At 57.2% G+C, this 19,150-nt stretch carries 17 protein-coding genes and 1 tRNA gene (1 of these 18 running past the window's edge); 10 read left to right on the forward strand and 8 right to left on the reverse strand.

Annotation, left to right across the window (positions count from 1 at the left end; all coding sequences use genetic code 11):
* Window positions 1-27: 27 nt before the first annotated feature.
* From purH to I6L46_RS20305, 4 genes are all read left to right on the forward strand, one after another.
* Complete coding sequence (gene purH, locus I6L46_RS20290) at window positions 28-1,620, forward strand: bifunctional phosphoribosylaminoimidazolecarboxamide formyltransferase/IMP cyclohydrolase (protein WP_216976929.1); 1,593 nt, start codon at window positions 28-30, stop codon at window positions 1,618-1,620.
* Between the two features lie 114 nt (window positions 1,621-1,734).
* A complete protein-coding gene (purD, locus tag I6L46_RS20295) occupies window positions 1,735-3,021 on the forward strand; it encodes a phosphoribosylamine--glycine ligase (protein WP_005340546.1) in 1,287 nt (428 codons plus the stop codon).
* A gap of 277 nt (window positions 3,022-3,298) precedes the next feature.
* The gene (locus I6L46_RS20300) at window positions 3,299-3,673 is read left to right on the forward strand and encodes a cytochrome b562 (protein WP_139430050.1); all 375 of its coding nucleotides are present in this window, start codon (window positions 3,299-3,301) and stop codon (window positions 3,671-3,673) included.
* Window positions 3,654-4,208, forward strand: coding sequence for a cytochrome b/b6 domain-containing protein (locus tag I6L46_RS20305; protein WP_005358118.1), 555 nt, complete (start codon window positions 3,654-3,656; stop codon window positions 4,206-4,208). The genes I6L46_RS20300 and I6L46_RS20305 overlap by 20 nt, the downstream gene beginning before the upstream one ends.
* Window positions 4,209-4,372: 164 nt before the next feature.
* On the opposite strand, the gene I6L46_RS20310 is transcribed toward I6L46_RS20305, so the two are convergent.
* The 5 genes from I6L46_RS20310 to rpsU all read right to left on the reverse strand — a co-directional run bounded on the left by I6L46_RS20310 (window position 4,373) and on the right by rpsU (window position 9,266).
* Window positions 4,373-4,449, reverse strand: a tRNA-Ile gene (locus I6L46_RS20310).
* A 187-nt stretch (window positions 4,450-4,636) separates the two neighbouring features.
* Entirely contained in the window at window positions 4,637-6,532 is a 1,896-nt protein-coding gene (gene rpoD, locus I6L46_RS20315; protein WP_263718854.1) for an RNA polymerase sigma factor RpoD, read from the reverse strand.
* Between the two features lie 183 nt (window positions 6,533-6,715).
* Entirely contained in the window at window positions 6,716-8,503 is a 1,788-nt protein-coding gene (dnaG, locus tag I6L46_RS20320; protein WP_216976931.1) for a DNA primase, read from the reverse strand.
* An 88-nt stretch (window positions 8,504-8,591) separates the two neighbouring features.
* A complete protein-coding gene (locus I6L46_RS20325; RefSeq protein WP_101531598.1) occupies window positions 8,592-9,035 on the reverse strand; it encodes a GatB/YqeY domain-containing protein in 444 nt (147 codons plus the stop codon).
* A 15-nt stretch (window positions 9,036-9,050) separates the two neighbouring features.
* Entirely contained in the window at window positions 9,051-9,266 is a 216-nt protein-coding gene (gene rpsU, locus I6L46_RS20330; protein WP_005309452.1) for a 30S ribosomal protein S21, read from the reverse strand.
* Between the two features lie 179 nt (window positions 9,267-9,445).
* Between rpsU and tsaD the strand changes: the two genes are divergently transcribed.
* Complete coding sequence (gene tsaD / locus I6L46_RS20335; protein ID WP_019444959.1) at window positions 9,446-10,459, forward strand: tRNA (adenosine(37)-N6)-threonylcarbamoyltransferase complex transferase subunit TsaD; 1,014 nt, start codon at window positions 9,446-9,448, stop codon at window positions 10,457-10,459.
* Window positions 10,460-10,713: 254 nt separating this feature from the next.
* On the opposite strand, the gene I6L46_RS20340 is transcribed toward tsaD, so the two are convergent.
* Entirely contained in the window at window positions 10,714-12,033 is a 1,320-nt protein-coding gene (locus I6L46_RS20340) for an anaerobic C4-dicarboxylate transporter (RefSeq protein ID WP_021229055.1), read from the reverse strand.
* Between the two features lie 125 nt (window positions 12,034-12,158).
* Window positions 12,159-13,601 (reverse strand): aspartate ammonia-lyase, encoded by a 1,443-nt coding sequence (gene aspA, locus I6L46_RS20345; RefSeq protein WP_005340569.1) that lies wholly within the window; start codon window positions 13,599-13,601, stop codon window positions 12,159-12,161.
* Window positions 13,602-14,043: 442 nt separating this feature from the next.
* Here aspA and I6L46_RS20350 point away from each other — a divergent pair, with 442 nt between their 5' ends.
* Window positions 14,044-14,520 carry an FxsA family protein gene (locus I6L46_RS20350; protein WP_206875257.1) on the forward strand — a complete coding sequence of 159 codons (477 nt, stop codon included), beginning with the start codon at window positions 14,044-14,046 and terminating at the stop codon, window positions 14,518-14,520.
* Window positions 14,521-14,567: 47 nt separating this feature from the next.
* Here the strand turns inward: I6L46_RS20350 and I6L46_RS20355 are convergent, their stop codons facing one another.
* Window positions 14,568-15,902 carry an MATE family efflux transporter gene (locus I6L46_RS20355; RefSeq protein ID WP_235630050.1) on the reverse strand — a complete coding sequence of 445 codons (1,335 nt, stop codon included), beginning with the start codon at window positions 15,900-15,902 and terminating at the stop codon, window positions 14,568-14,570.
* A 260-nt stretch (window positions 15,903-16,162) separates the two neighbouring features.
* Here I6L46_RS20355 and I6L46_RS20360 point away from each other — a divergent pair, with 260 nt between their 5' ends.
* From I6L46_RS20360 to I6L46_RS20375, 4 genes are all read left to right on the forward strand, one after another.
* Window positions 16,163-16,456, forward strand: a complete 294-nt coding sequence (locus I6L46_RS20360) for a co-chaperone GroES (protein WP_005340573.1) — start codon at window positions 16,163-16,165, stop codon at window positions 16,454-16,456.
* Between the two features lie 43 nt (window positions 16,457-16,499).
* Window positions 16,500-18,134: a chaperonin GroEL gene (gene groL, locus I6L46_RS20365; RefSeq protein ID WP_005340575.1), complete on the forward strand. Its 1,635-nt coding sequence runs from the start codon at window positions 16,500-16,502 to the stop codon at window positions 18,132-18,134.
* Window positions 18,135-18,236: 102 nt separating this feature from the next.
* On the forward strand, window positions 18,237-18,737 hold the full coding sequence (locus I6L46_RS20370) for a molybdopterin-binding oxidoreductase (RefSeq protein WP_019444953.1): 501 nt from the start codon (window positions 18,237-18,239) through the stop codon (window positions 18,735-18,737).
* Window positions 18,738-18,760: 23 nt separating this feature from the next.
* Window positions 18,761-19,150, forward strand: partial view of a bifunctional diguanylate cyclase/phosphodiesterase gene (locus I6L46_RS20375; RefSeq protein WP_005340581.1) — the start only. Its footprint extends 1,542 nt past the window's final position; the window shows 390 of its 1,932 coding nt (coding positions 1-390); the start codon lies at window positions 18,761-18,763; the stop codon falls past the right edge of the window.

Consider the following 19,150-nt stretch of genomic DNA (forward strand, 5'->3'; position numbering starts at 1 on the left):
CCCCGTTATGTTGAGGACGATAGTGTGATGGAACAAGCTCGACCCATTCGCCGTGCACTGCTGAGTGTGTCTGACAAAACTGGCATTCTGGAATTTGCCAAGGCACTCAACGAGCGTGGTGTTGCCCTGCTCTCCACGGGCGGTACCGCCAAGCTGCTTGGCGAGGCGGGTCTGCCGGTGACCGAGGTCTCCGACTACACGGGTTTCCCTGAAATGATGGATGGCCGGGTCAAGACCCTGCATCCCAAGGTTCATGGCGGCATCCTCGGCCGTCGGGATCAGGATGACGCCATCATGGCCCAGCACGCTATCTCCCCCATCGACATGGTTGTCGTCAACCTCTACCCCTTTGCTGCCACCGTAGCCAAAGCGGGCTGCACCCTGGCCGATGCGGTCGAGAACATCGACATCGGCGGCCCGACCATGGTGCGTTCTGCCGCCAAAAACCATAAAGATGTCGCCATCGTCGTCAAAGCTGCCGACTACGATCGGGTTATTCGCGAAATGGATGCCAACGGCAACAGCCTCAAACTGGCGACCCGTTTCGATCTGGCCATCGCCGCGTTCGAGCACACCGCTGCCTACGATGGCATGATCGCCAACTACTTCGGCACCATGGTTCCTTCCTACGGTGAAAACAAAGAGGGTGACGAGGAGTCCCGCTTCCCACGCACCTTCAACAGCCAGTTCATCAAGAAGCAGGACATGCGTTACGGCGAGAACAGCCATCAGGCTGCCGCTTTCTATGCCGAGGAGCATGCCGCGCCGGGTTCCGTCTCCAGCGCGACCCAACTGCAGGGCAAGGCGCTCTCCTACAACAACATCGCCGATACCGATGCGGCGCTGGAGTGTGTGAAGGAGTTCGACGAGCCGGCCTGCGTCATCGTCAAGCATGCCAACCCCTGCGGTGTGGCCATCGGTAGCGACCTGCTGAGTGCCTACGATCGCGCCTACCAGACCGACCCCACCTCCGCCTTTGGCGGCATCATCGCCTTTAACCGTGAGCTGGATGGTGCCACTGCGGCAGCCATCGTGGCCCGCCAGTTTGTCGAAGTGATCATCGCCCCGAGCGTCAGCCAGGAGGCCCGCGAAGCGGTCGCTGCCAAGCAGAACGTGCGTCTGCTCGAATGCGGTCAGTGGACTGCTCCGGCGCAAGGGTTTGACCTCAAACGCGTCAACGGCGGCCTGCTGGTACAGGAGCGGGATCTCGGCATGGTGACGCTGGGTGACCTGACCGTGGTCAGCAAGCGCCAGCCGACCGAGGCCGAACTGCAAGATCTGCTGTTCTGCTGGAAAGTGGCCAAGTTCGTCAAATCCAACGCCATTGTCTACGCCAAAGATGGCCAGACCATCGGCGTCGGCGCAGGCCAGATGAGCCGTGTTTATTCGGCCAAAATCGCCGGTATCAAGGCGGCGGATGAAGGGCTGACCGTGGCGGGCTCCGTGATGGCCTCCGATGCCTTCTTCCCGTTCCGCGACGGTATCGATGCTGCCGCTCAGGCCGGTATCTCCTGCGTGATCCAGCCGGGTGGCTCGATGCGCGATCAGGAGGTAATCGACGCCGCCGACGAACACGGCATGTGCATGGTGTTCACCAACATGCGCCATTTCCGTCATTGATGGGTCAGGGGCTGCCGATGGCGGCCCTTTTGTTGTCTCTTTTCAACTGACTATTTCCACTGACTGACGGCCCGGGTGGCCGTCCAGTGACCACAAATAGAAGCGAGCGATACGATGAAAGTACTGATCATTGGCAACGGTGGCCGCGAACACGCCCTGGCCTGGAAGGCCAAACACTCCCCACTGGTACGTCACGTTTTTGTGGCGCCGGGCAACGCAGGCACCCAGCTTGAGCCGGGGGTCGAGAACGTCGCCATCGAGGCGACCGATATCGACGGGCTGCTGGCCTTTGCCAAAGAGAAGCAGGTCGGCCTCACCATCGTCGGGCCGGAAGCGCCGCTGGTGAAAGGGGTGGTGGATGCCTTCCGCGCCGCCGGTCAGCCCATCTTTGGCCCGACTGCTGCCGCTGCCCAGCTGGAAGGCTCCAAGGCTTTCACCAAGGATTTCCTGGCCCGTCACGCCATCCCGACTGCCGAGTACCAGAACTTCACCGAAGTGGAGCCAGCACTCGCCTACTTGCGCGAGAAGGGCGCCCCCATCGTCATCAAGGCCGATGGTCTGGCGGCGGGCAAGGGGGTGATTGTCGCCATGACCTTGCAGGAGGCGGAAGATGCGGTGCGCGACATGCTCTCCGGCAATGCCTTTGGCGAAGCGGGTTCCCGAGTGGTGATTGAGGAGTTTCTGGAGGGGGAAGAGGCCAGCTTCATCGTCATGGTCGATGGCGAGCACGTGCTGCCGATGGCCACCAGTCAGGATCACAAGCGGGTTGGCGACGGTGATACCGGCCTCAACACCGGCGGTATGGGGGCTTACTCCCCGGCGCCTGTAGTGACCGCCGAGGTACATCGACGCGTGATGGAGCAGGTGATCATGCCGACTGTGCGCGGCATGGCGGCCGAGGGCAACGTTTACACCGGTTTCCTCTACGCCGGTCTGATGATCGACGGCGCAGGCAATCCCAAGGTGATCGAGTTCAACTGCCGTTTCGGCGATCCCGAGACCCAGCCCATCATGCTGCGGATGCAGTCCGATCTGGTAGAGCTCTGTCTGGCGGCTTGCGCAGGCAAGCTGGATCAGAAAGAGGCCATCTATGATCCCCGCGCCGCTATCGGCGTGGTGTTGGCGGCGGGTGGCTATCCCGGCGATTACAGCACCAACCACCCCATCAGCGGCTTGCCGGTGGATGAAGTGGCGGGTGAGAAGGTGTTCCATGCCGGTACCCGCCTGGAGGGCGATACCAGCCTGACCGCTGGCGGTCGTGTACTGTGCGCCACGGCGCTGGGCCATACGGTTGCAGAAGCCCAGCAGCGTGCCTATCAGCTCGCTGGCCGCATCAAGTGGGATGGCGTCTTCTACCGCAAGGATATCGGCTGGCGCGCCATTGCTCGCGAACAGGAGTAACTGACACCAGCAAATGGTCAGCTGATTCAGACCCCGCTACGGCGGGGTTTTTTGTCGTTGTTTACCGCTTTCAACCATCCTCATGCTGCGCGTCACCAGCGTTCAATCAGTTACCAAGCGCAAACAAGCGCGGCATATCTGTCACTATTTGCCACAAAAAACAGCATTTTTCACAAACGTTTCACCATGAGTCATGGCATCATGCTGGTGATGAATTCTTGTTTGGATTCATAAGTACCCCTAACAATTCGAGCATGTCGTTATATAAGGAAATCCCATGTTGAAAACCGTCCGCCCCCTGCTGCTGCCCCTGATGTTTGGCCTGATGACCCTGCCTGTCGTGGCGGGTGATCTGGAACAGCCGATGAAGAAGATTGGCTTCAACTACAAGCAGGCCGTCAAGGCTGATGATGCAGCCACCATGGAGAAGCACATCAACGAGATGAAGGCCCAGCTGGATGTGGCCAAGCAGAAGAACATGCCGGCTGCCAAGAAAGAGAAATTCCTTGAAGGGATGAACGAGGTACAGACCGAGCTGGACGCCAGCCTGGCCGCACTCAAGGCGGGTGATGAGGCAAAGGCGCGCGAACATCTGGCCAAGGTCAACGACCTGAAGAAGGAGTACCACAAATATGCCAAGCAAAAAGGGTGAGCCCTTTCGCTGGGATCCGCTGGTTCGCCTGACCCACTGGGGCTTGGCGGCGGTCTGCATCGGCAACCTCTGGGTTAACGAAGCGGGGGAGGAGTGGCACGAGTGGCTGGGTTACGGCGCCATTGGGCTGGTCTCCTTGCGTCTGCTCTGGGGGCTTACTTTTGCCCGTGGCTACGCTCGCCTTGGTGCCCTCATTCCCAGTGGTGAGGATTTTCGCCAGCAAGCACGCGAGATGCGTGAGCGACAGCCTCCGGCACCGGGTCATCACGGTAGCGGCAAGCTGGCCGTGTGGGCGCTCTGGCTGGTTGTGCTGGCCACAGCTGGCAGCGGCTGGTTTCAAAATACCGAGACGGGATTTGAACTGGGGGCTGACGAGTGGCATGAGTGGTGCGTGGTGGCGCTACAGGGGCTGATAGGTCTGCACCTGCTGGCCATCGTCTTCACCTCCTGGCGTCAGCGCAGCAATCTGGTTACTCGGATGCTACCCGCCGGGCGTCGCTCATCCATCCAGAGCGGCAGCAACGAGCAAACCTGAGGCTCAGCATTAGGCTCCTTGTCTCTGAGTGAGGCGCCTGATCCGGACCCTGCCCAGACCCGCCCATGGCGGGTCTTTTCTATGACCTCATCGAGCTTATCACGGGACATTGCCCGATCAGCAGATGCAAAAAGGCCGCTCATGATGAGCGGCCTTTTCTAATTTGGTGGCCCCTGGGGGACTTGAACCCACGACCAATCGATTATGAGTCGACTGCTCTGACCAACTGAGCTAAGGGGCCAAATTGTGCGTTTAGCGGCGTGGATTATAGGGGAAGAGGAAAGGGCAGTCTATAGGCATATCAACCACTTGGCGACTAATTGTCCAGCTTGATTGAGGGCGCAAAGAGGGTTGCAAGGGTAAATGCCAGACAAAACAAAGCCCCGCATGGCGGGGCTTTGGCAGAGCAGTTTGACACAGGGTCAGGACTATTCGTCCAGGAAGCTGCGCAGCACTTCCGAGCGGCTCGGGTGGCGCAGTTTGCGCAGTGCCTTGGCTTCGATTTGACGAATACGCTCACGGGTAACGTCGAACTGTTTGCCCACTTCCTCTAGGGTGTGGTCAGTGTTCATGTCGATACCGAAACGCATCCGCAGTACCTTGGCTTCGCGGGCGGTCAGGCCAGCCAGCACTTCGCGGGTGGCGTTGCGCAGGCTTTCGCTGGTCGCTGCATCCGCTGGCAGAGCCAGGGTGGTATCTTCGATAAAGTCGCCCAAGTGGGAATCTTCATCATCACCGATGGGCGTCTCCATGGAGATAGGCTCTTTGGCGATTTTCAGTACCTTGCGGATCTTGTCTTCCGGCATGCCCATGCGCATGGCCAGCTCTTCCGGGTTTGGTTCGCGACCCATCTCCTGCAGCATCTGACGGGAGATACGGTTGAGCTTGTTGATGGTCTCGATCATGTGTACCGGGATTCGGATGGTACGGGCCTGATCCGCGATGGAGCGGGTAATGGCCTGACGGATCCACCAGGTAGCATAGGTCGAGAACTTGTAGCCACGACGGTATTCAAACTTGTCTACCGCCTTCATCAGACCGATGTTGCCCTCCTGGATCAGATCCAGGAACTGCAGACCGCGGTTGGTGTACTTCTTGGCGATAGAGATAACCAGACGCAAGTTGGCCTCAACCATCTCTTTCTTCGCACGGCGGGCCTTGGCCTCACCGATGCTCATGCGACGGTTGATATCCTTGATCTGGGCAATCGACAGACCGGTCTCTTCTTCAATCTGCTGCAGCTTGCCGATGGCGCGCTGGATATCCTCGTCCATTTCAACCAGACGAGGAGACCAGGCTTTGCCAGCCTGCTTCTGGTATTCGAACCAGGCAGTTTCACACTCGTTGTTGGTGAAGGCCGCGACGAAGGTTTTCTTCGGCATCTTGGCCTGCTCAACGCAGAGCTTCATGATGATGCGTTCCTGCACGCGAACCCGCTCCATCATTTCACGCATGTTGTTGACCAGGCGATCGAACTGCTTGGGCATCAGGCGGAATTGGCGGAATACATCTGCCAGCTGGGCGATGGCGGCCTGGGTATCTTCGTGCGCGCGACCATTCTTCTGAATGGAGAGGCGGGTCACTTCATACTGGGCACGCAGTTCGCCAAACTTCTCGCGAGCGACTTCCGGATCCGGACCACCGTCACCGTCGTCGTCAGAGCTGTCGCCATCTTCGTCTTCGTCTTCTTCGTCTTCTTCATCTTCGTCGGCCAGATCGTCTTCGCCGAGCTCGGAACCGATATGCGTGGCGGTAGGTGCCATGTCTTCGGTTTCGTTCGGGTCAATAAAGCCAGAGATGATGTCAGAGAGACGCAGCTGCTCGGCTTCGTACTTGTCGTACTGTTCGAGCAGGTAAGTGATTGCTTCAGGGTACTCGGCTACGGAGCTTTGTACCTGGTTGATACCGTCTTCGATCCGCTTGGCGATGTCGATTTCGCCTTCACGGGTCAGCAGTTCGACGGTACCCATTTCCCGCATGTACATGCGGACGGGATCGGTCGTGCGACCAATCTCAGATTCAACAGATGCCAGAGCCTGGGCCGCTGCTTCGGCAGCGTCCTCATCGGCGGTACCACCTTCAGCCATGATAAGGTCATCGGCATCCGGAGCGTTTTCAACCACTTGAATGCCCATATCGTTGATCATCTGAATGATGTCTTCGATCTGGTCTGAATCGACAATGTCTTGCGGGAGGTGATCGTTCACCTCGGCATAGGTCAGGTAGCCCTGTTCTTTACCTTTGGCAACGAGGAGTTTAAGCTGAGACTGCGGGGTTTGCTCCATAGAACTCATCCGGTTGGTGTTGCTAGGTTGCGCGTACAGTGCGCTGCTGCGCAAATAGCCAATTCTAATAGAAAACCGCCAGACATGCTATGTCTGGTTGCGGCGTCGGTCATGAGAAACCCCTGCCCGCAGTATTGTCGGGGCCAGGCGGTTATAAAATTTTTGCTTTTCATCCCGTCGATTCGGGCAACGCTATCCATATTGGGACTAATCACTCAAATATCAAGCCCCACTCTCATTTCTTTTCTCAATTTGCACCTCTCTTATCAGCATCATCAGCTCTTGGGTTTCTTCGGAGCTTAGTCCTTCCTGAGCCACTTTGGCCTGCAATTCTTCGATCCGCTGTTTCAGAAACTGGTTGATGAAGCCGACGAAGGTGTCCTGCAATTCTCCCAGAATATCCGGCTCCTGATCGAGTTTGATCTCCTCGAACAGGTCGTGCATGGCCAGCTGAGCAAGGATTTCTCCCTCCTTGGTACCACGCCAGTGTTCCAGCAGGATACCGGTTGTGATACCGGGCTGTGCCAGGATTTGCTGGTGCAGTTGCAGCAGGAACTTGATGCCCTGTACGCGTAGCCCGGCCAATTCCGGCATGGGGGGAAGCTCAGCCGTTACTGCCGGATATTGCACCATCAGTGCCAGCGCACGCCGCAGTGGCGTCAGCTTGGCTGCCTTGGGTTTGTTGACCTCGGCCTTGGGCTGACTGTTGCGGGCAAAGAGCTCGGCGATGCGCTGCTTGTTCTCACCCCAGCGCATCATGCTGGAGAGGCGGGTGATCAGCCCTTCGCGGGTAAACCCTTCCGGTACGCGACGAATAAGCTCGGCGGCCTTGTTGGCCACTTCGAACTTGCCTGCCTCACCGGAGAGCGCCGCATCGCGACCGAGACGCTCGAACATGAAGTCGGCGAACGGCTGGGCTTCATCGAGCAAGGCTTCAAAGCCCTCCTTGCCGATCTTGCGTACCAACGAGTCGGGATCCTCGCCATCGGGCAGAAACACGAACTTCAGCTCGCGGCCATCCTGCAGATGAGGGAGGGCATTATCCAGCGCGCGCCAGGCGGCTTCACGACCGGCGTTGTCACCGTCGTAGCAGCAGACCACCTCGGCGGTGGTGCGAAACAGGGTGTGGATATGGTCGCTGGTCGTTGCAGTACCCAGCGCCGCCACCGCGTAGTCGATGTCGTACTGACCGAGTGCCACCACATCCATGTAGCCTTCCACCACAAGGATCCGGCGCGGATCCTTGTGTGCCTGCTTCACTTCGTAGAGACCGAACAGCTCCCGCCCTTTATGGAAGATGGGGGTCTCCGGCGAGTTCAGGTATTTGGGGGTGCCATCACCCAGCACCCGGCCACCGAAACCGATGACCCGGCCACGCTTGTCGCGGATCGGGAACATGATGCGATCGCGGAAACGATCATAGCTGCCCGGGCCATTATCACGGGTGATCAGCATACCGCCCGAGATAAGCAACTGCTCGTGATCCCGGCTGGTACCAAAGCGGCGGCGCACCTGATCCCAATCGCTGGGGGCATAACCGATGTTGAAGCGTTTGACTACTTCGCCGGTCAGGCCGCGGCCTTTGAGATACTCCACCGCATGGGGGGCACTCTTGAGGTTGCTCTCGTAGAAGCGGGCGATCTGGTTCATCAGCTCGAACAGATCCTTGCTGACGGCTGGCTGGCTATTGGCCGAGCCGCCGATACTCTGCTCGCGAGGCACCTGCATGCCCTGCATGCTGGCGAGCTCTTCGATGGCATCGGGAAATTCGAGACCGTCGTACTCCATGACAAAGCCGATGGCGTTGCCGTGGGCGCCACAACCGAAACAGTGGTAGAACTGCTTCTCCTGGCTGACGGTAAAAGAGGGGCTTTTTTCGTTATGAAAAGGGCAGCAAGCCTGGTAGTTCTTACCGGCTTTTTTCAGCCGCACTCGCGAGTCGATCAGCTCGACTATGTCTGTGCGTACGAGCAGATCGTCGATAAAGGATTGGGGGATCCTGCCTGCCATAACCGTCCTGTTTCATTGCGGAGAAAATAAAAAAGCCGCGCATTCCAAGGGAAGCACGGCTTCTTCGACCAAACAAGAGAGTTGCCTGTTACGCCAAGTGGGTTTTCACCTGAGCACTGACGGCGCCGACATCGGCACGCCCCTGAATTTTCGGCTTCAAGACAGCCATGACCTTGCCCATATCAGCCATGACGGCAGCACCACTTTCAGTGATGGCTTGCTCGATCAGGGCGGCAATTTCATCTGCGGTCAGCTGTTGCGGCAGGAACTCCTGCAACACAACGATCTCGGCGGACTCTTTGTCGGCGAGATCCTGGCGACCGGCAGCTTCAAATTGGCTGATGGAATCGCGGCGCTGTTTGACCATTTTGGTCACGACAGCGAGGATATCCTCATCATTCAGCTCGATACGGGTATCGACTTCACGTTGCTTGATTTCTGCCATCAACAAGCGGATCGCTCCCAGACGTGCCTTATCTTTGGCAAGCATGGCGAGTTTTTGCTGATCCTTGAGTTGATCCTTCAGAGACACGGCAATATCTCCCGATTAGTACAGGCGGATACGACGTGCGTTTTCGCGAGACAGCTTCTTGGCGTGACGCTTGACAGCAGACGCTTTGGCGCGCTTACGAATGGTAGTCGGCTTCTCGTAGAACTCACGGCTACGAACTTCGGACAGGATACCGGCTTTTTCGCAAGAACGCTTGAAACGACGCAGAGCAACGTCAAACGGCTCATTTTCACGGACTTTGATTACTGGCATGTGCCTTTCACCTCAGTGATAAATTGTTAGCTGACCTTCAATCGATCAGCATGTCTTAAAATGGTGCGAAATTATACTCTGGACAGGGAATGAAAGTAAACCCGCAGAGATCGCTCTGGTTTAAAAAACCCGCGAAGGTTACCATAGCCGTCTCATTTTAGCAGTGAAATTTTTTAGCAATGCGTGTATTGGGCATAGAGACATCCTGTGACGAAACCGGGATCGCGATCTTCGACGATCAAAAAGGGATCCTTTCCCATCAGTTATACAGCCAGGTCAAGCTGCATGCGGACTACGGTGGCGTTGTCCCCGAGCTCGCCAGCCGGGATCATGTTCGCAAGACGATCCCGTTGATCCAGGCCGCATTGCAAGAAGCGGGACTGGGCAAAGATGACATCGACGGCATCGCGTATACCGCGGGTCCGGGTCTGGTTGGCGCCATTCTGGTGGGAGCCACTATTGGTCGTTCGCTGGCGATGGCATGGAACAAGCCTGCTATCGCCGTCCACCATATGGAAGGCCACCTGCTGGCTCCCATGCTGGAAGAGAAAGCTCCCGAGTTCCCCTTCGTGGCGCTGCTGGTCTCCGGTGGTCACTCCATGCTGGTGCGGGTTGATGGCATCGGCAGCTATCAGCTGTTGGGCGAATCCATCGATGATGCCGCTGGTGAAGCGTTCGACAAGACCGCCAAGCTGATGGGGCTGGACTATCCGGGTGGTCCGCTGCTCTCCCGTCTGGCGGAGAAGGGCACCACTGGGCGCTTCCACTTCCCCCGTCCCATGACAGATCGCCCAGGGCTCGACATGAGCTTCTCCGGCCTCAAGACCTTCACAGCCAACACCATCGCCGCCAATGGTGATGATGAGCAGACCCGTGCCGATATCGCTCGGGCGTTTGAAGATGCAGTGGTCGATACCTTGGCCATCAAGTGCCGTCGTGCTTTGAAAGAGACCGGTCTTAAGCGTCTGGTGGTCGCCGGTGGCGTCAGTGCCAACCGTCATCTGCGTGCCCAGCTGGCCGAGCTGATGGAGAGCCTCAAGGGCGAGGTGTTCTATCCGCGCACTGAATATTGCACTGATAACGGCGCCATGATCGCTTACGCCGGTATGCAGCGCCTGAAAGCGGGCGTGTTCGAACCGCTTGTGGTCAAAGCCGTGCCGCGCTGGCCGCTGGATACCCTGGATCCGGTCTGATCCGAAGGATCCCGCCTTCTGGCGTGGTGGTGAGTACCATGGGTGGCCTACTACTCCGGCAATCCGGCAGCGGCGGTTATAGCGCCGCTGGCACGCTGTTGTGGTGTCTGCTGTCGCCGTGGTTGAGCCATCCGGATAATACGTCAGGTCTCTCGCTGCCAGACAGCCAAGCCAAGCCAAGTACAGAGTAAAGAGATAAAAAAATCCCCGCCAACTGGCGGGGATTTTTGTTTGGCTATCGGCAGGCGACAGGATTACAGCAGGATGCCGCCGAAGAAGAAGCCCAGCGCCACGGCGATGGCGATGGTGGCGGTGCCCGGTACGAAGAAGGGGTGGTTGAAGACCGCCTTACCGATACGGGTGGAGCCGGTGTCGTCCATCTCTACCGCAGCCAGCAGGGTCGGGTAGGTCGGCAGTACAAACAGGGCGCTCACGGCTGCGAAGGAGGCAATCGCAGTCAGCGGGCTGACACCCAGTGCCAGTGCGGCAGGCATCAGTGCTTTGGTGGTTGCACCCTGTGAGTAGAGCAGCATGGCGGCAAAGAACAGCACCACGGCCAGCAGCCAGGAGTACTGGTTCAGCAGGTCGCCAGCGATCAGCTGGATGGTGTCCATGTTGCCTTTCACGAAGACGTTACCCAGCCAGGCGACACCCAGTACGCAGATACAGGCGGACATACCGGACTTGAAGGTCGGCATGTTGGTGACCTGGGTGGCGTCCAGTTTGCACACCAGGGTCATGATGGTGGCCGCGGCCAGCATGATGCCCATGATGGCGCCGTCACGGGGGATCGGCGGGTTGGTGATCAGGCCCACTTTACCGGAGATGGCAGTGGCATAAGCCATGACAGCAACGATGGCGGCGATGAAGATCCAGACCGACAGCTTGGCGTACGGTTTGATCTCGAGCTTGGTAGTACCACGCAGTTTGATCAGGCCCTTGGCTTTACGCTCCAGATAGACTTCGTCCTGCTCCAGCGGCTTGCCCATCATGTTGGCAATGAAGGCGCCCAGGATACAGGCCAGGAAGGTAGAGGGGATGCAGATGGCCAGCAGGGTAAGGTAGTCAACACCGAACGGCTCGAGCATACCGGAGAAGGCAACCACAGCGGCAGAGATCGGGGAAGCTGTGATGGCGATCTGGGAGGCGACAACCGCGATGGAGAGCGGACGGGATGGGCGGATCCCTTGCTCTTTGGCCACTTCAGCGATCACCGGCAGGGTAGAGAAGGCTGTATGACCGGTACCGGCCAGCATGGTCATCAGGTAGGTGACCACCGGGGCGGCGAAGGTGATGTATTTGGGGTTCTTACGCAGCGCTTTTTCTGCCAGGAAGACCAGGTAGTCCATCCCGCCAGCCAGTTGCATACAGGCGATGGCACAGATGACGGATGCGATGATCATGATCACATCCCAAGGGATGTAGCTGACCAGTTGATCGCTCGGGATGGGCATGCCCAGACCCCACGTCAAGACCAGTACCCCCAGACCACCGGCAAAGCCGATGCCGATGCTGCCTATCCGGGCCCCCAGATAGATAGCGGCGAGCACGACAAGTAACTCGATTCCAATCATAGCGATAACTCCATTTTTTAGTTTTTGGTTTTTATTTGGCAAAAAGCCAATTCCCGATCGGGCTGGGGATAAAGACCAATCGGGAACTGACTTTATGGGCCGGGAAGATCCCGGCCCACACTCGCTTATACGGCAGCTTCGCGGGTGAAACGCTTGGCTTTGTATTGCGGGTTCATCAGGTTCTCGATGGAGAGAATTTCGTCCAGCTGCTCGGCGCTCAGCAGACCGCGCTCAAGAACGACTTCACGGACGTTCTTGCCGGTCTGGGCACAGATCTTGCCGACGATATCCCCTTCGTGGTGGCCGATGAAGGGGTTCAGGTAGGTCACGATACCGATGGAGTTCAGCACGTGATTCATGCAGATTTCCGGGTTGGCGGTGATACCTTCCACGCACTTCTCGCGCAGGGAAATACAGGCTTTTTCCATCAGGCTCAGGGATTCGAACATCGCCTGACCAATCACCGGCTCCATGACGTTCAGCTGCAGCTGACCGGCTTCGGCGGCGAAGGTGATGGTGATGTCGTTACCGAATACCTTGAAGCAGGATTGGTTGACCACTTCCGGGATAACCGGGTTGACCTTGGCCGGCATGATGGAGGAACCCGCCTGCATTTCCGGCAGGTTGATCTCTTTCAGTGCAGTGCGCGGGCCGGAGGATAGCAGACGCAGGTCGTTACAGATCTTGGACAGCTTCATAGCCAGACGCTTGATGGCGCCGTGCAGCATGACGTAGGCGCCACAGTCTGAGGTCGCTTCGATCAGGTCTTCTGCCGGTACATAGGCACGACCGGTGATCTCGGCCAGACGCTTGATGGCCAGAGCAGAGTACTCGGGCGGAGTGTTCAGACCGGTACCGATGGCGGTCGCGCCCAGATTCACTTCCAGCAGCAGCTCCTGGCAACGCTTGATGGACTTGATCTCTTCACGCAGGGTCACGGCGAATGCGTGGAACTCCTGACCCAGAGTCATCGGAACCGCATCTTGCAGCTGGGTACGACCCATCTTCAGGATGTTTTTGAACTCTTTCGCTTTGGCATCGAATGCCGCGATCAGGTGCTCCAGCGCGTGCAGAGTCACGTCAGTGCTGTTGACCACAGCAACGCGGAAACCGGTCGGGTAGGCATCGTTGGTGGACTGGCACTTGTTGACGTGGTCGTTCGGGTTGATGACGTCGTAACGGCCTTTCTCCAGACCCATGATTTCCAGGGCGATGTTGGCCAGTACTTCGTTGGTGTTCATGTTGACGGAGGTGCCGGCACCACCCTGGTAAACGTCGACCGGGAACTGGTCGAAGCATTTGCCGGTGTTCAGCATCAGGTCGCAGGCTTCTACGATCTTGTCAGCAATTTCAGGACGGATGGTGCCCAGTTCACCGTTTGCCAGCGCAGCGGCCTTCTTGGTCAGCACCATACCGCGGACGAATTCCGGAACGTCAGAAATCTTCTGAGAGCTGATCTTGAAGTTCTCGACAGCGCGCAGGGTGTGCACACCGTAGTAGAGATCATTGGAAACTTCTTTGGTGCCCAGCAGGTCTTCTTCAATGCGGACGTTCTTGATGTCGCTCATTGTAATGCCTCAGAAATCAGATAAATGGAAAAATCCTCACCGAGTGGTCGCGAGTTCCTTGCGCACAGCTCATCCTGAAGCACCACACATCGAGTGGGGCGGTTGGGAGAATGACCTCCCGAAAAACTAATCAATATACTACTCCAATTGAGGTATCGGTTATTAGAGGTGGATCACTAAATTTGCGACATTTTCAAATTACTTTGAGGAAAGTACACATATGTTATGAAGTTTTTATCATGATGATTTTTATAAATTTTTGTGACTTTTTGCTGGTTTTTTAGATTGCTGATGAGGTAGGAGTCAGTTGGCCAACTTGAAAAGAGGGGGGCTGCCCCCATTTATTCAGGGCAGAAAGTGGAGATGATGGGGTGGCAAAATCGCCTCTGGCCATCGTTGGATGGGCGCCACTTTTTCTCAATTTACCGGTGCTGGAGTGGATATGGGCAAGTTGTTTTTGTTGTTGGTGGGTCTGGTTGTACTGGAACTCACCGTGATGATCGAGGTCGGCTCGGTAATCGGGGCGCTGCCGACTGTCGGCTTGCTCATCCTGACTGCGGTATTGGGCTCCTCGCTGGTGCGCAGTGAAGGGATCAAGACCCTGTTCAGCGCTCAGCAAAAGATGCAGATGGGCGAGATGCCGGGCCGCGAGGTGATGGGGGGCATGATGTTGGCGTTGGCCGGTCTGCTGCTGATCATTCCGGGTTTTGTCACCGACTTTTTCGGGATCCTGCTGCTGCAGCCCTGGCTGCGCAACAAACTGGCCGACAAGCTGATCGGCAGCAGCCAGTTCCGGATGCAGATGGGCGGTTTCCAGCGTACTCAATCGCCGTTTGGCAGCGCACCGTCCGATGATCATCTGGGGAACGCCAAGCAGGGCGGCACCACCATCGAAGGCGAGTTTGAGCGCAAAGAGTGAGCGTAAAGAGTAATCGACGAGACGAAAACCCGAGGCGAGTGACTGAATCAGGGTTTGCCCTGATGGCACAAGGCCTCGAAGCGGTGTCGGGCATACCACCATGCGAGGGTGCCCGCCGCCAGATTGGCCAGCAGTATCCCCAGATATATCCCCTGTTCTCCTCCCAGCTTTGCCCCCAGCCAGGCTCCTGGCAACAGAAAACCAAACAGCCGCAATCCGTTGAACAAAAACGAGATACTGGATGCTCGCACGCCATTGAGTGCCGAGGCCAGCAGCATCACCATGCCCTGAAAGCCGTAACCGATCGGCACCAGATGCAGATAGAGAATGATGAGGCGAATGACCTGCGGATGATCGCTGAACAGATTGGCGATGAGTGGCGCCAGTAGCCAGGTGAGGCCATAGATGGCGAGCTGGAACAGCAACGCAAACCTCATGCAGCTTTGCAGCGCAGCCTTGGCGCGGGCCGGATTGCCAGCGCCACAGTTTTGCGAGATGAAAGGGGCCAGTACGGAGGCGAGGGCCATCATCACAATCAGCAGCAGCGCCTCGACCCGCGATGCGGCACCATAAGCAGCCACCACCTCGGTACCCAGTCCTGCAAAGATCGTCATCAGCACTGCATTGGCCAGGGGGTTGAGCATATTGGTAAAAGAGGCGGGGACGGCGACATGGAGTAACGCCCGCCAGTGGGACAGCAACCGGGCCCGCGGCGAGAGGCGCCACAGCAGCAAGCCTTCCCGATGACGCAGGATATAGAGGCTGACCAGCATCGCCATCAACCAAGAGATAGAGGTGGCGATGGCGGCCCCGCGGATCCCCCACTCGGGAAAGGGGCCGATGCCGAAGATCAACAGAGGATCCAGTACCCCGTTGACCAGCCCGGCTACTGCCATCACCAGACTGGGGGTTTTGGTATCGCCGGTCGCCCGGATGGCGGCATTGCCCACCATGGGCAGCACCAGCATGGGGACGGTGAGATACCAGATCAGCATGTAGTCATGGATGAGAGAGATAAGCTCGGCACTGGCCCCCAACAGGGTAAACAGGGGTTTGATGGTGAGAGCGCCCCCCGCGGAGAGCAGGGCCACCATGATCACCGCCAGAAACAGGCTGTCGGTGGCGAGATGGGCTGCCTCATCGTGTTTGCCCTGCCCCAGGGTATGACCGATCACCGCTGACAATCCGGCGCCCAATCCCATCGCCAGCGAGGTAACCACAAAAGTGACGGGAAAGGTAAAACTAATGGCGGCCAGAGCTTCGGTTCCCAGCATACCGATAAAAAAGGTATCGACCAGATTGAAGGCCAGAATGGCGATGATGCCGAAGATCATGGGGCCCGTCATCTGGCGCAGTACGACCGGAATAGGGGCTGTCAGCATGGGGTTGGTGCGGGTCAAAGGCTCGTCTCTACAGCTGGCTTTGAAGGTTCTGGCATGGAAACCGGGCGGCTTGAACCGACCTTGCACCAGGGTGCGGACATGGCTGAACCATCGAAGATGTTTATAGTACGTGAAAAAATTTTTTTTGTATTTGCCCTTGAAGGGTTAGCAACTCTGCCCCACATCAGGGACATATCCGATTTGGCCTGGAACGGCCATTCCTCAAAGCAACAATGAGACTCATTTTGGGAGAGTTATCGATGAAAATTCGTCCACTGCACGACCGCGTCATCATCAAGCGCATCGAAGCTGAAGCCAAATCTGCCGGCGGTATCGTCTTGACTGGTACTGCGGCCCAGAAGTCCACCCGTGGTGAAGTGCTTGCCGTGGGGACTGGTCGCATCCTGGATAATGGCGAAGTCAAAGCGCTGGCCGTGAAGGTTGGTGACAAGGTTATCTTCAACGAAGGCTACGGTGTGAAGACCGAGAAGCTGGATGGTCAGGACGTCCTGATCCTCTCCGAAACCGACATCCTGGCGATTGTCGAAGAGTAATCCATCCTCCTTTTCCCCGAATTGATTTAAGGATTGAAGAAAAATGGCAGCTAAAGACGTTAAGTTTGGTAACGAAGCCCGCATCAAGATGCTGGAAGGCGTAAACATCCTGGCTGATGCCGTCAAGGTGACTCTGGGCCCGAAAGGCCGCAACGTGGTGCTGGACAAGTCCTTCGGCGCCCCGACCATCACTAAAGATGGTGTTTCTGTTGCGCGCGAAATCGAGCTGGAAGACAAGTTCCAGAACATGGGCGCCCAGATGGTCAAGGAAGTGGCTTCCAAGGCGAACGATGCCGCCGGTGACGGTACCACTACTGCAACCGTTCTGGCTCAGGCTATCGTCAACGAAGGTCTGAAAGCCGTTGCCGCCGGTATGAACCCGATGGATCTGAAGCGCGGTATCGACAAGGCCGTTGTGGCTGCTGTTGCCGAGCTGCAAGCGCTGTCTCAGCCGTGTGCCGACAGTAATGCCATCGCTCAGGTGGGCACCATCTCCGCAAACTCCGACGAGAAAGTGGGCAAGCTGATTGCTGAAGCCATGGACAAAGTGGGTCGCGATGGCGTCATCACCGTTGAAGATGGTCAGGGTCTGGAAGATGAGCTGGCTGTTGTTGAAGGTATGCAGTTCGACCGCGGCTACCTCTCTCCGTACTTCATCAACAAACAGGAAACCGGTTCTGTCGAGCTGGACGACCCGTTCATCCTGCTGGTTGACAAGAAAGTCTCCAACATCCGCGAAATGCTGCCGGTGCTGGAAGGTGTTGCCAAAGCGGGCAAACCGCTGCTGATCGTTGCCGAAGACGTAGAGGGCGAAGCCCTGGCTACTCTGGTGGTCAACACCATGCGTGGCATCGTGAAAGTGGCTGCTGTCAAGGCGCCGGGCTTCGGTGACCGTCGCAAAGCCATGCTGCAGGATATCGCCGTACTGACTGGCGGTACCGTCATCTCCGAAGAAGTTGGCATGGAGCTGGAAAAAGCGACTCTGGAAGATCTGGGTCGTGCCAAGCGCATCGTCATCACCAAAGAGAACACCACCATCATCGATGGCGTGGGTGATGCAGGCGTGATCGAAGGCCGTGTTGCCCAGATCCGTCAGCAGATCGAAGAGACCTCCTCCGACTACGACCGTGAGAAGCTGCAAGAGCGCGTAGCCAAGCTGGCTGGCGGTGTTGCCGTGATCAAGGTCGGTGCTGCTACCGAAGTCGAGATGAAAGAGAAGAAAGCTCGCGTAGAAGATGCTCTGCATGCTACCCGTGCTGCTGTTGAAGAAGGCGTGGTTGCCGGTGGTGGTGTTGCGCTGGTTCGCGTTGCAGCCAAACTGGCTGGCCTGCGCGGTGACAACGAAGACCAGAACGTCGGTATCAAGGTTGCCCTGCGCGCCATGGAAGCCCCGCTGCGTCAAATCGTCATCAACGCCGGTGAAGAAGCCTCCGTCATTGCCAATGCAGTGAAGAACGGCGAAGGCAACTTCGGTTACAACGCTTACAGCGAACAGTATGGCGACATGCTGGCCATGGGCATCCTGGATCCGACCAAGGTAACCCGTTCCGCCCTGCAGTTTGCCTCTTCCATCGCCGGTCTGATGATCACCACCGAGTGCATGGTCACCGAACTGCCGAAGAAAGATACCCCTGCCATGCCTGACATGGGCGGCATGGGTGGCATGGGCATGATGTAATCATCCCCCCTTGCTCTGTTTGACAAACGGCTCGCTCAAGGCGAGCCGTTTTTTTATATCTGGCTAAACTGAGTCTGTTGAGACAGCAAATCTGGGGGAGATATGAAAATGTTTGGTTGGCTGACACTACTGTGTTCATTGGTCATCATGCCGGTGATGGCTGCTGAGGCGCTGACGGGGCCGGTGATCCTGAAAGTCGGTGGCAACATCAGGTCGGCAGATGAAGTTGATGGCAAGGTGTTGTTTGATCTGGCTAAACTACAGGCTCTGCCGCAACATGAGATAGTGACCGGCAACCCGTGGGTGGATAAGCCGCACACCTACAGAGGCCCAAAATTGGCCGATGTATTGGCTGCAGTCGGTGCGGATGGCAAGACCATTACGTTGACGGCGCTGAACAGTTTCCAGGTCCGCATTGAATGGGACAAGGTTGCCAAATACGAGCCCATTCTTGCATGGGAAGACAATGGGGCTGTCATGCGGGTGCGTGACAAGGGGCCGGTCTGGTTTATGCTGCCTCTTGATCAATATCCGGAATTGAAGCGATCCGAATATACCGACATGATGATTTGGCAGCTGGATTTGATAGACATTCAGCACTGATAAAAACAGCACGGGAGCATGGGGTGAAAGGAAAGACCAGGGCGTGGCCACTGCTCGTCATTCTGTATGTATCCATCCTGTCGTTTACCGGGAGCACCCTCTATTGCCTGATGCAGATCCAGAATGCGACCAGAGCGATGGAGAAATACACCTATGATGTCTCCTGGGCGCTGATGCAGTTGCAGCTGGAGCTAGGTCGTTTCCTCAATGCGGTAGAGGTCTATCACTATGGTGGAATTGATCATGACACCCTGATGCTGCGTTATGACATTCTCTGGAGCAGAACGCCCATCCTGTTGAGCGGCCAGCTTCGCAAGAGCATGCAAGACAAGCAGAAAACCTTGCGTCTGGTGCAGCTGATTGAAACCAATATTCGCCAAATAGAGCCCGACATCACCAAGTTGCAAAGCGGG

Origin of the sequence: Aeromonas sp. FDAARGOS 1416 (assembly GCF_019048085.1) — a bacterium.
Classification (GTDB): domain Bacteria; phylum Pseudomonadota; class Gammaproteobacteria; order Enterobacterales; family Aeromonadaceae; genus Aeromonas; species Aeromonas veronii.

Bases quoted from the DNA above. Each gene is read 5' to 3' on its own strand.
- tsaD (WP_019444959.1), top strand. From the start codon at position 9,446: ATGCGTGTATTGGGCATAGAGACATCCTGTGACGAAACCGGGATCGCG.
- I6L46_RS20360 (WP_005340573.1), top strand. From the start codon at position 16,163: ATGAAAATTCGTCCACTGCACGACCGCGTCATCATCAAGCGCATCGAA.
- I6L46_RS20305 (WP_005358118.1), top strand. From the start codon at position 3,654: ATGCCAAGCAAAAAGGGTGAGCCCTTTCGCTGGGATCCGCTGGTTCGC.
- I6L46_RS20300 (WP_139430050.1), top strand. From the start codon at position 3,299: ATGTTGAAAACCGTCCGCCCCCTGCTGCTGCCCCTGATGTTTGGCCTG.
- groL (WP_005340575.1), top strand. From the start codon at position 16,500: ATGGCAGCTAAAGACGTTAAGTTTGGTAACGAAGCCCGCATCAAGATG.
- I6L46_RS20355 (WP_235630050.1), bottom strand. From the start codon at position 15,902: ATGCTGACAGCCCCTATTCCGGTCGTACTGCGCCAGATGACGGGCCCC.
- purD (WP_005340546.1), top strand. From the start codon at position 1,735: ATGAAAGTACTGATCATTGGCAACGGTGGCCGCGAACACGCCCTGGCC.
- I6L46_RS20350 (WP_206875257.1), top strand. From the start codon at position 14,044: ATGGGCAAGTTGTTTTTGTTGTTGGTGGGTCTGGTTGTACTGGAACTC.
- rpsU (WP_005309452.1), bottom strand. From the start codon at position 9,266: ATGCCAGTAATCAAAGTCCGTGAAAATGAGCCGTTTGACGTTGCTCTG.
- dnaG (WP_216976931.1), bottom strand. From the start codon at position 8,503: ATGGCAGGCAGGATCCCCCAATCCTTTATCGACGATCTGCTCGTACGC.
- purH (WP_216976929.1), top strand. From the start codon at position 28: ATGGAACAAGCTCGACCCATTCGCCGTGCACTGCTGAGTGTGTCTGAC.
- I6L46_RS20370 (WP_019444953.1), top strand. From the start codon at position 18,237: ATGAAAATGTTTGGTTGGCTGACACTACTGTGTTCATTGGTCATCATG.
- I6L46_RS20340 (WP_021229055.1), bottom strand. From the start codon at position 12,033: ATGATTGGAATCGAGTTACTTGTCGTGCTCGCCGCTATCTATCTGGGG.
- aspA (WP_005340569.1), bottom strand. From the start codon at position 13,601: ATGAGCGACATCAAGAACGTCCGCATTGAAGAAGACCTGCTGGGCACC.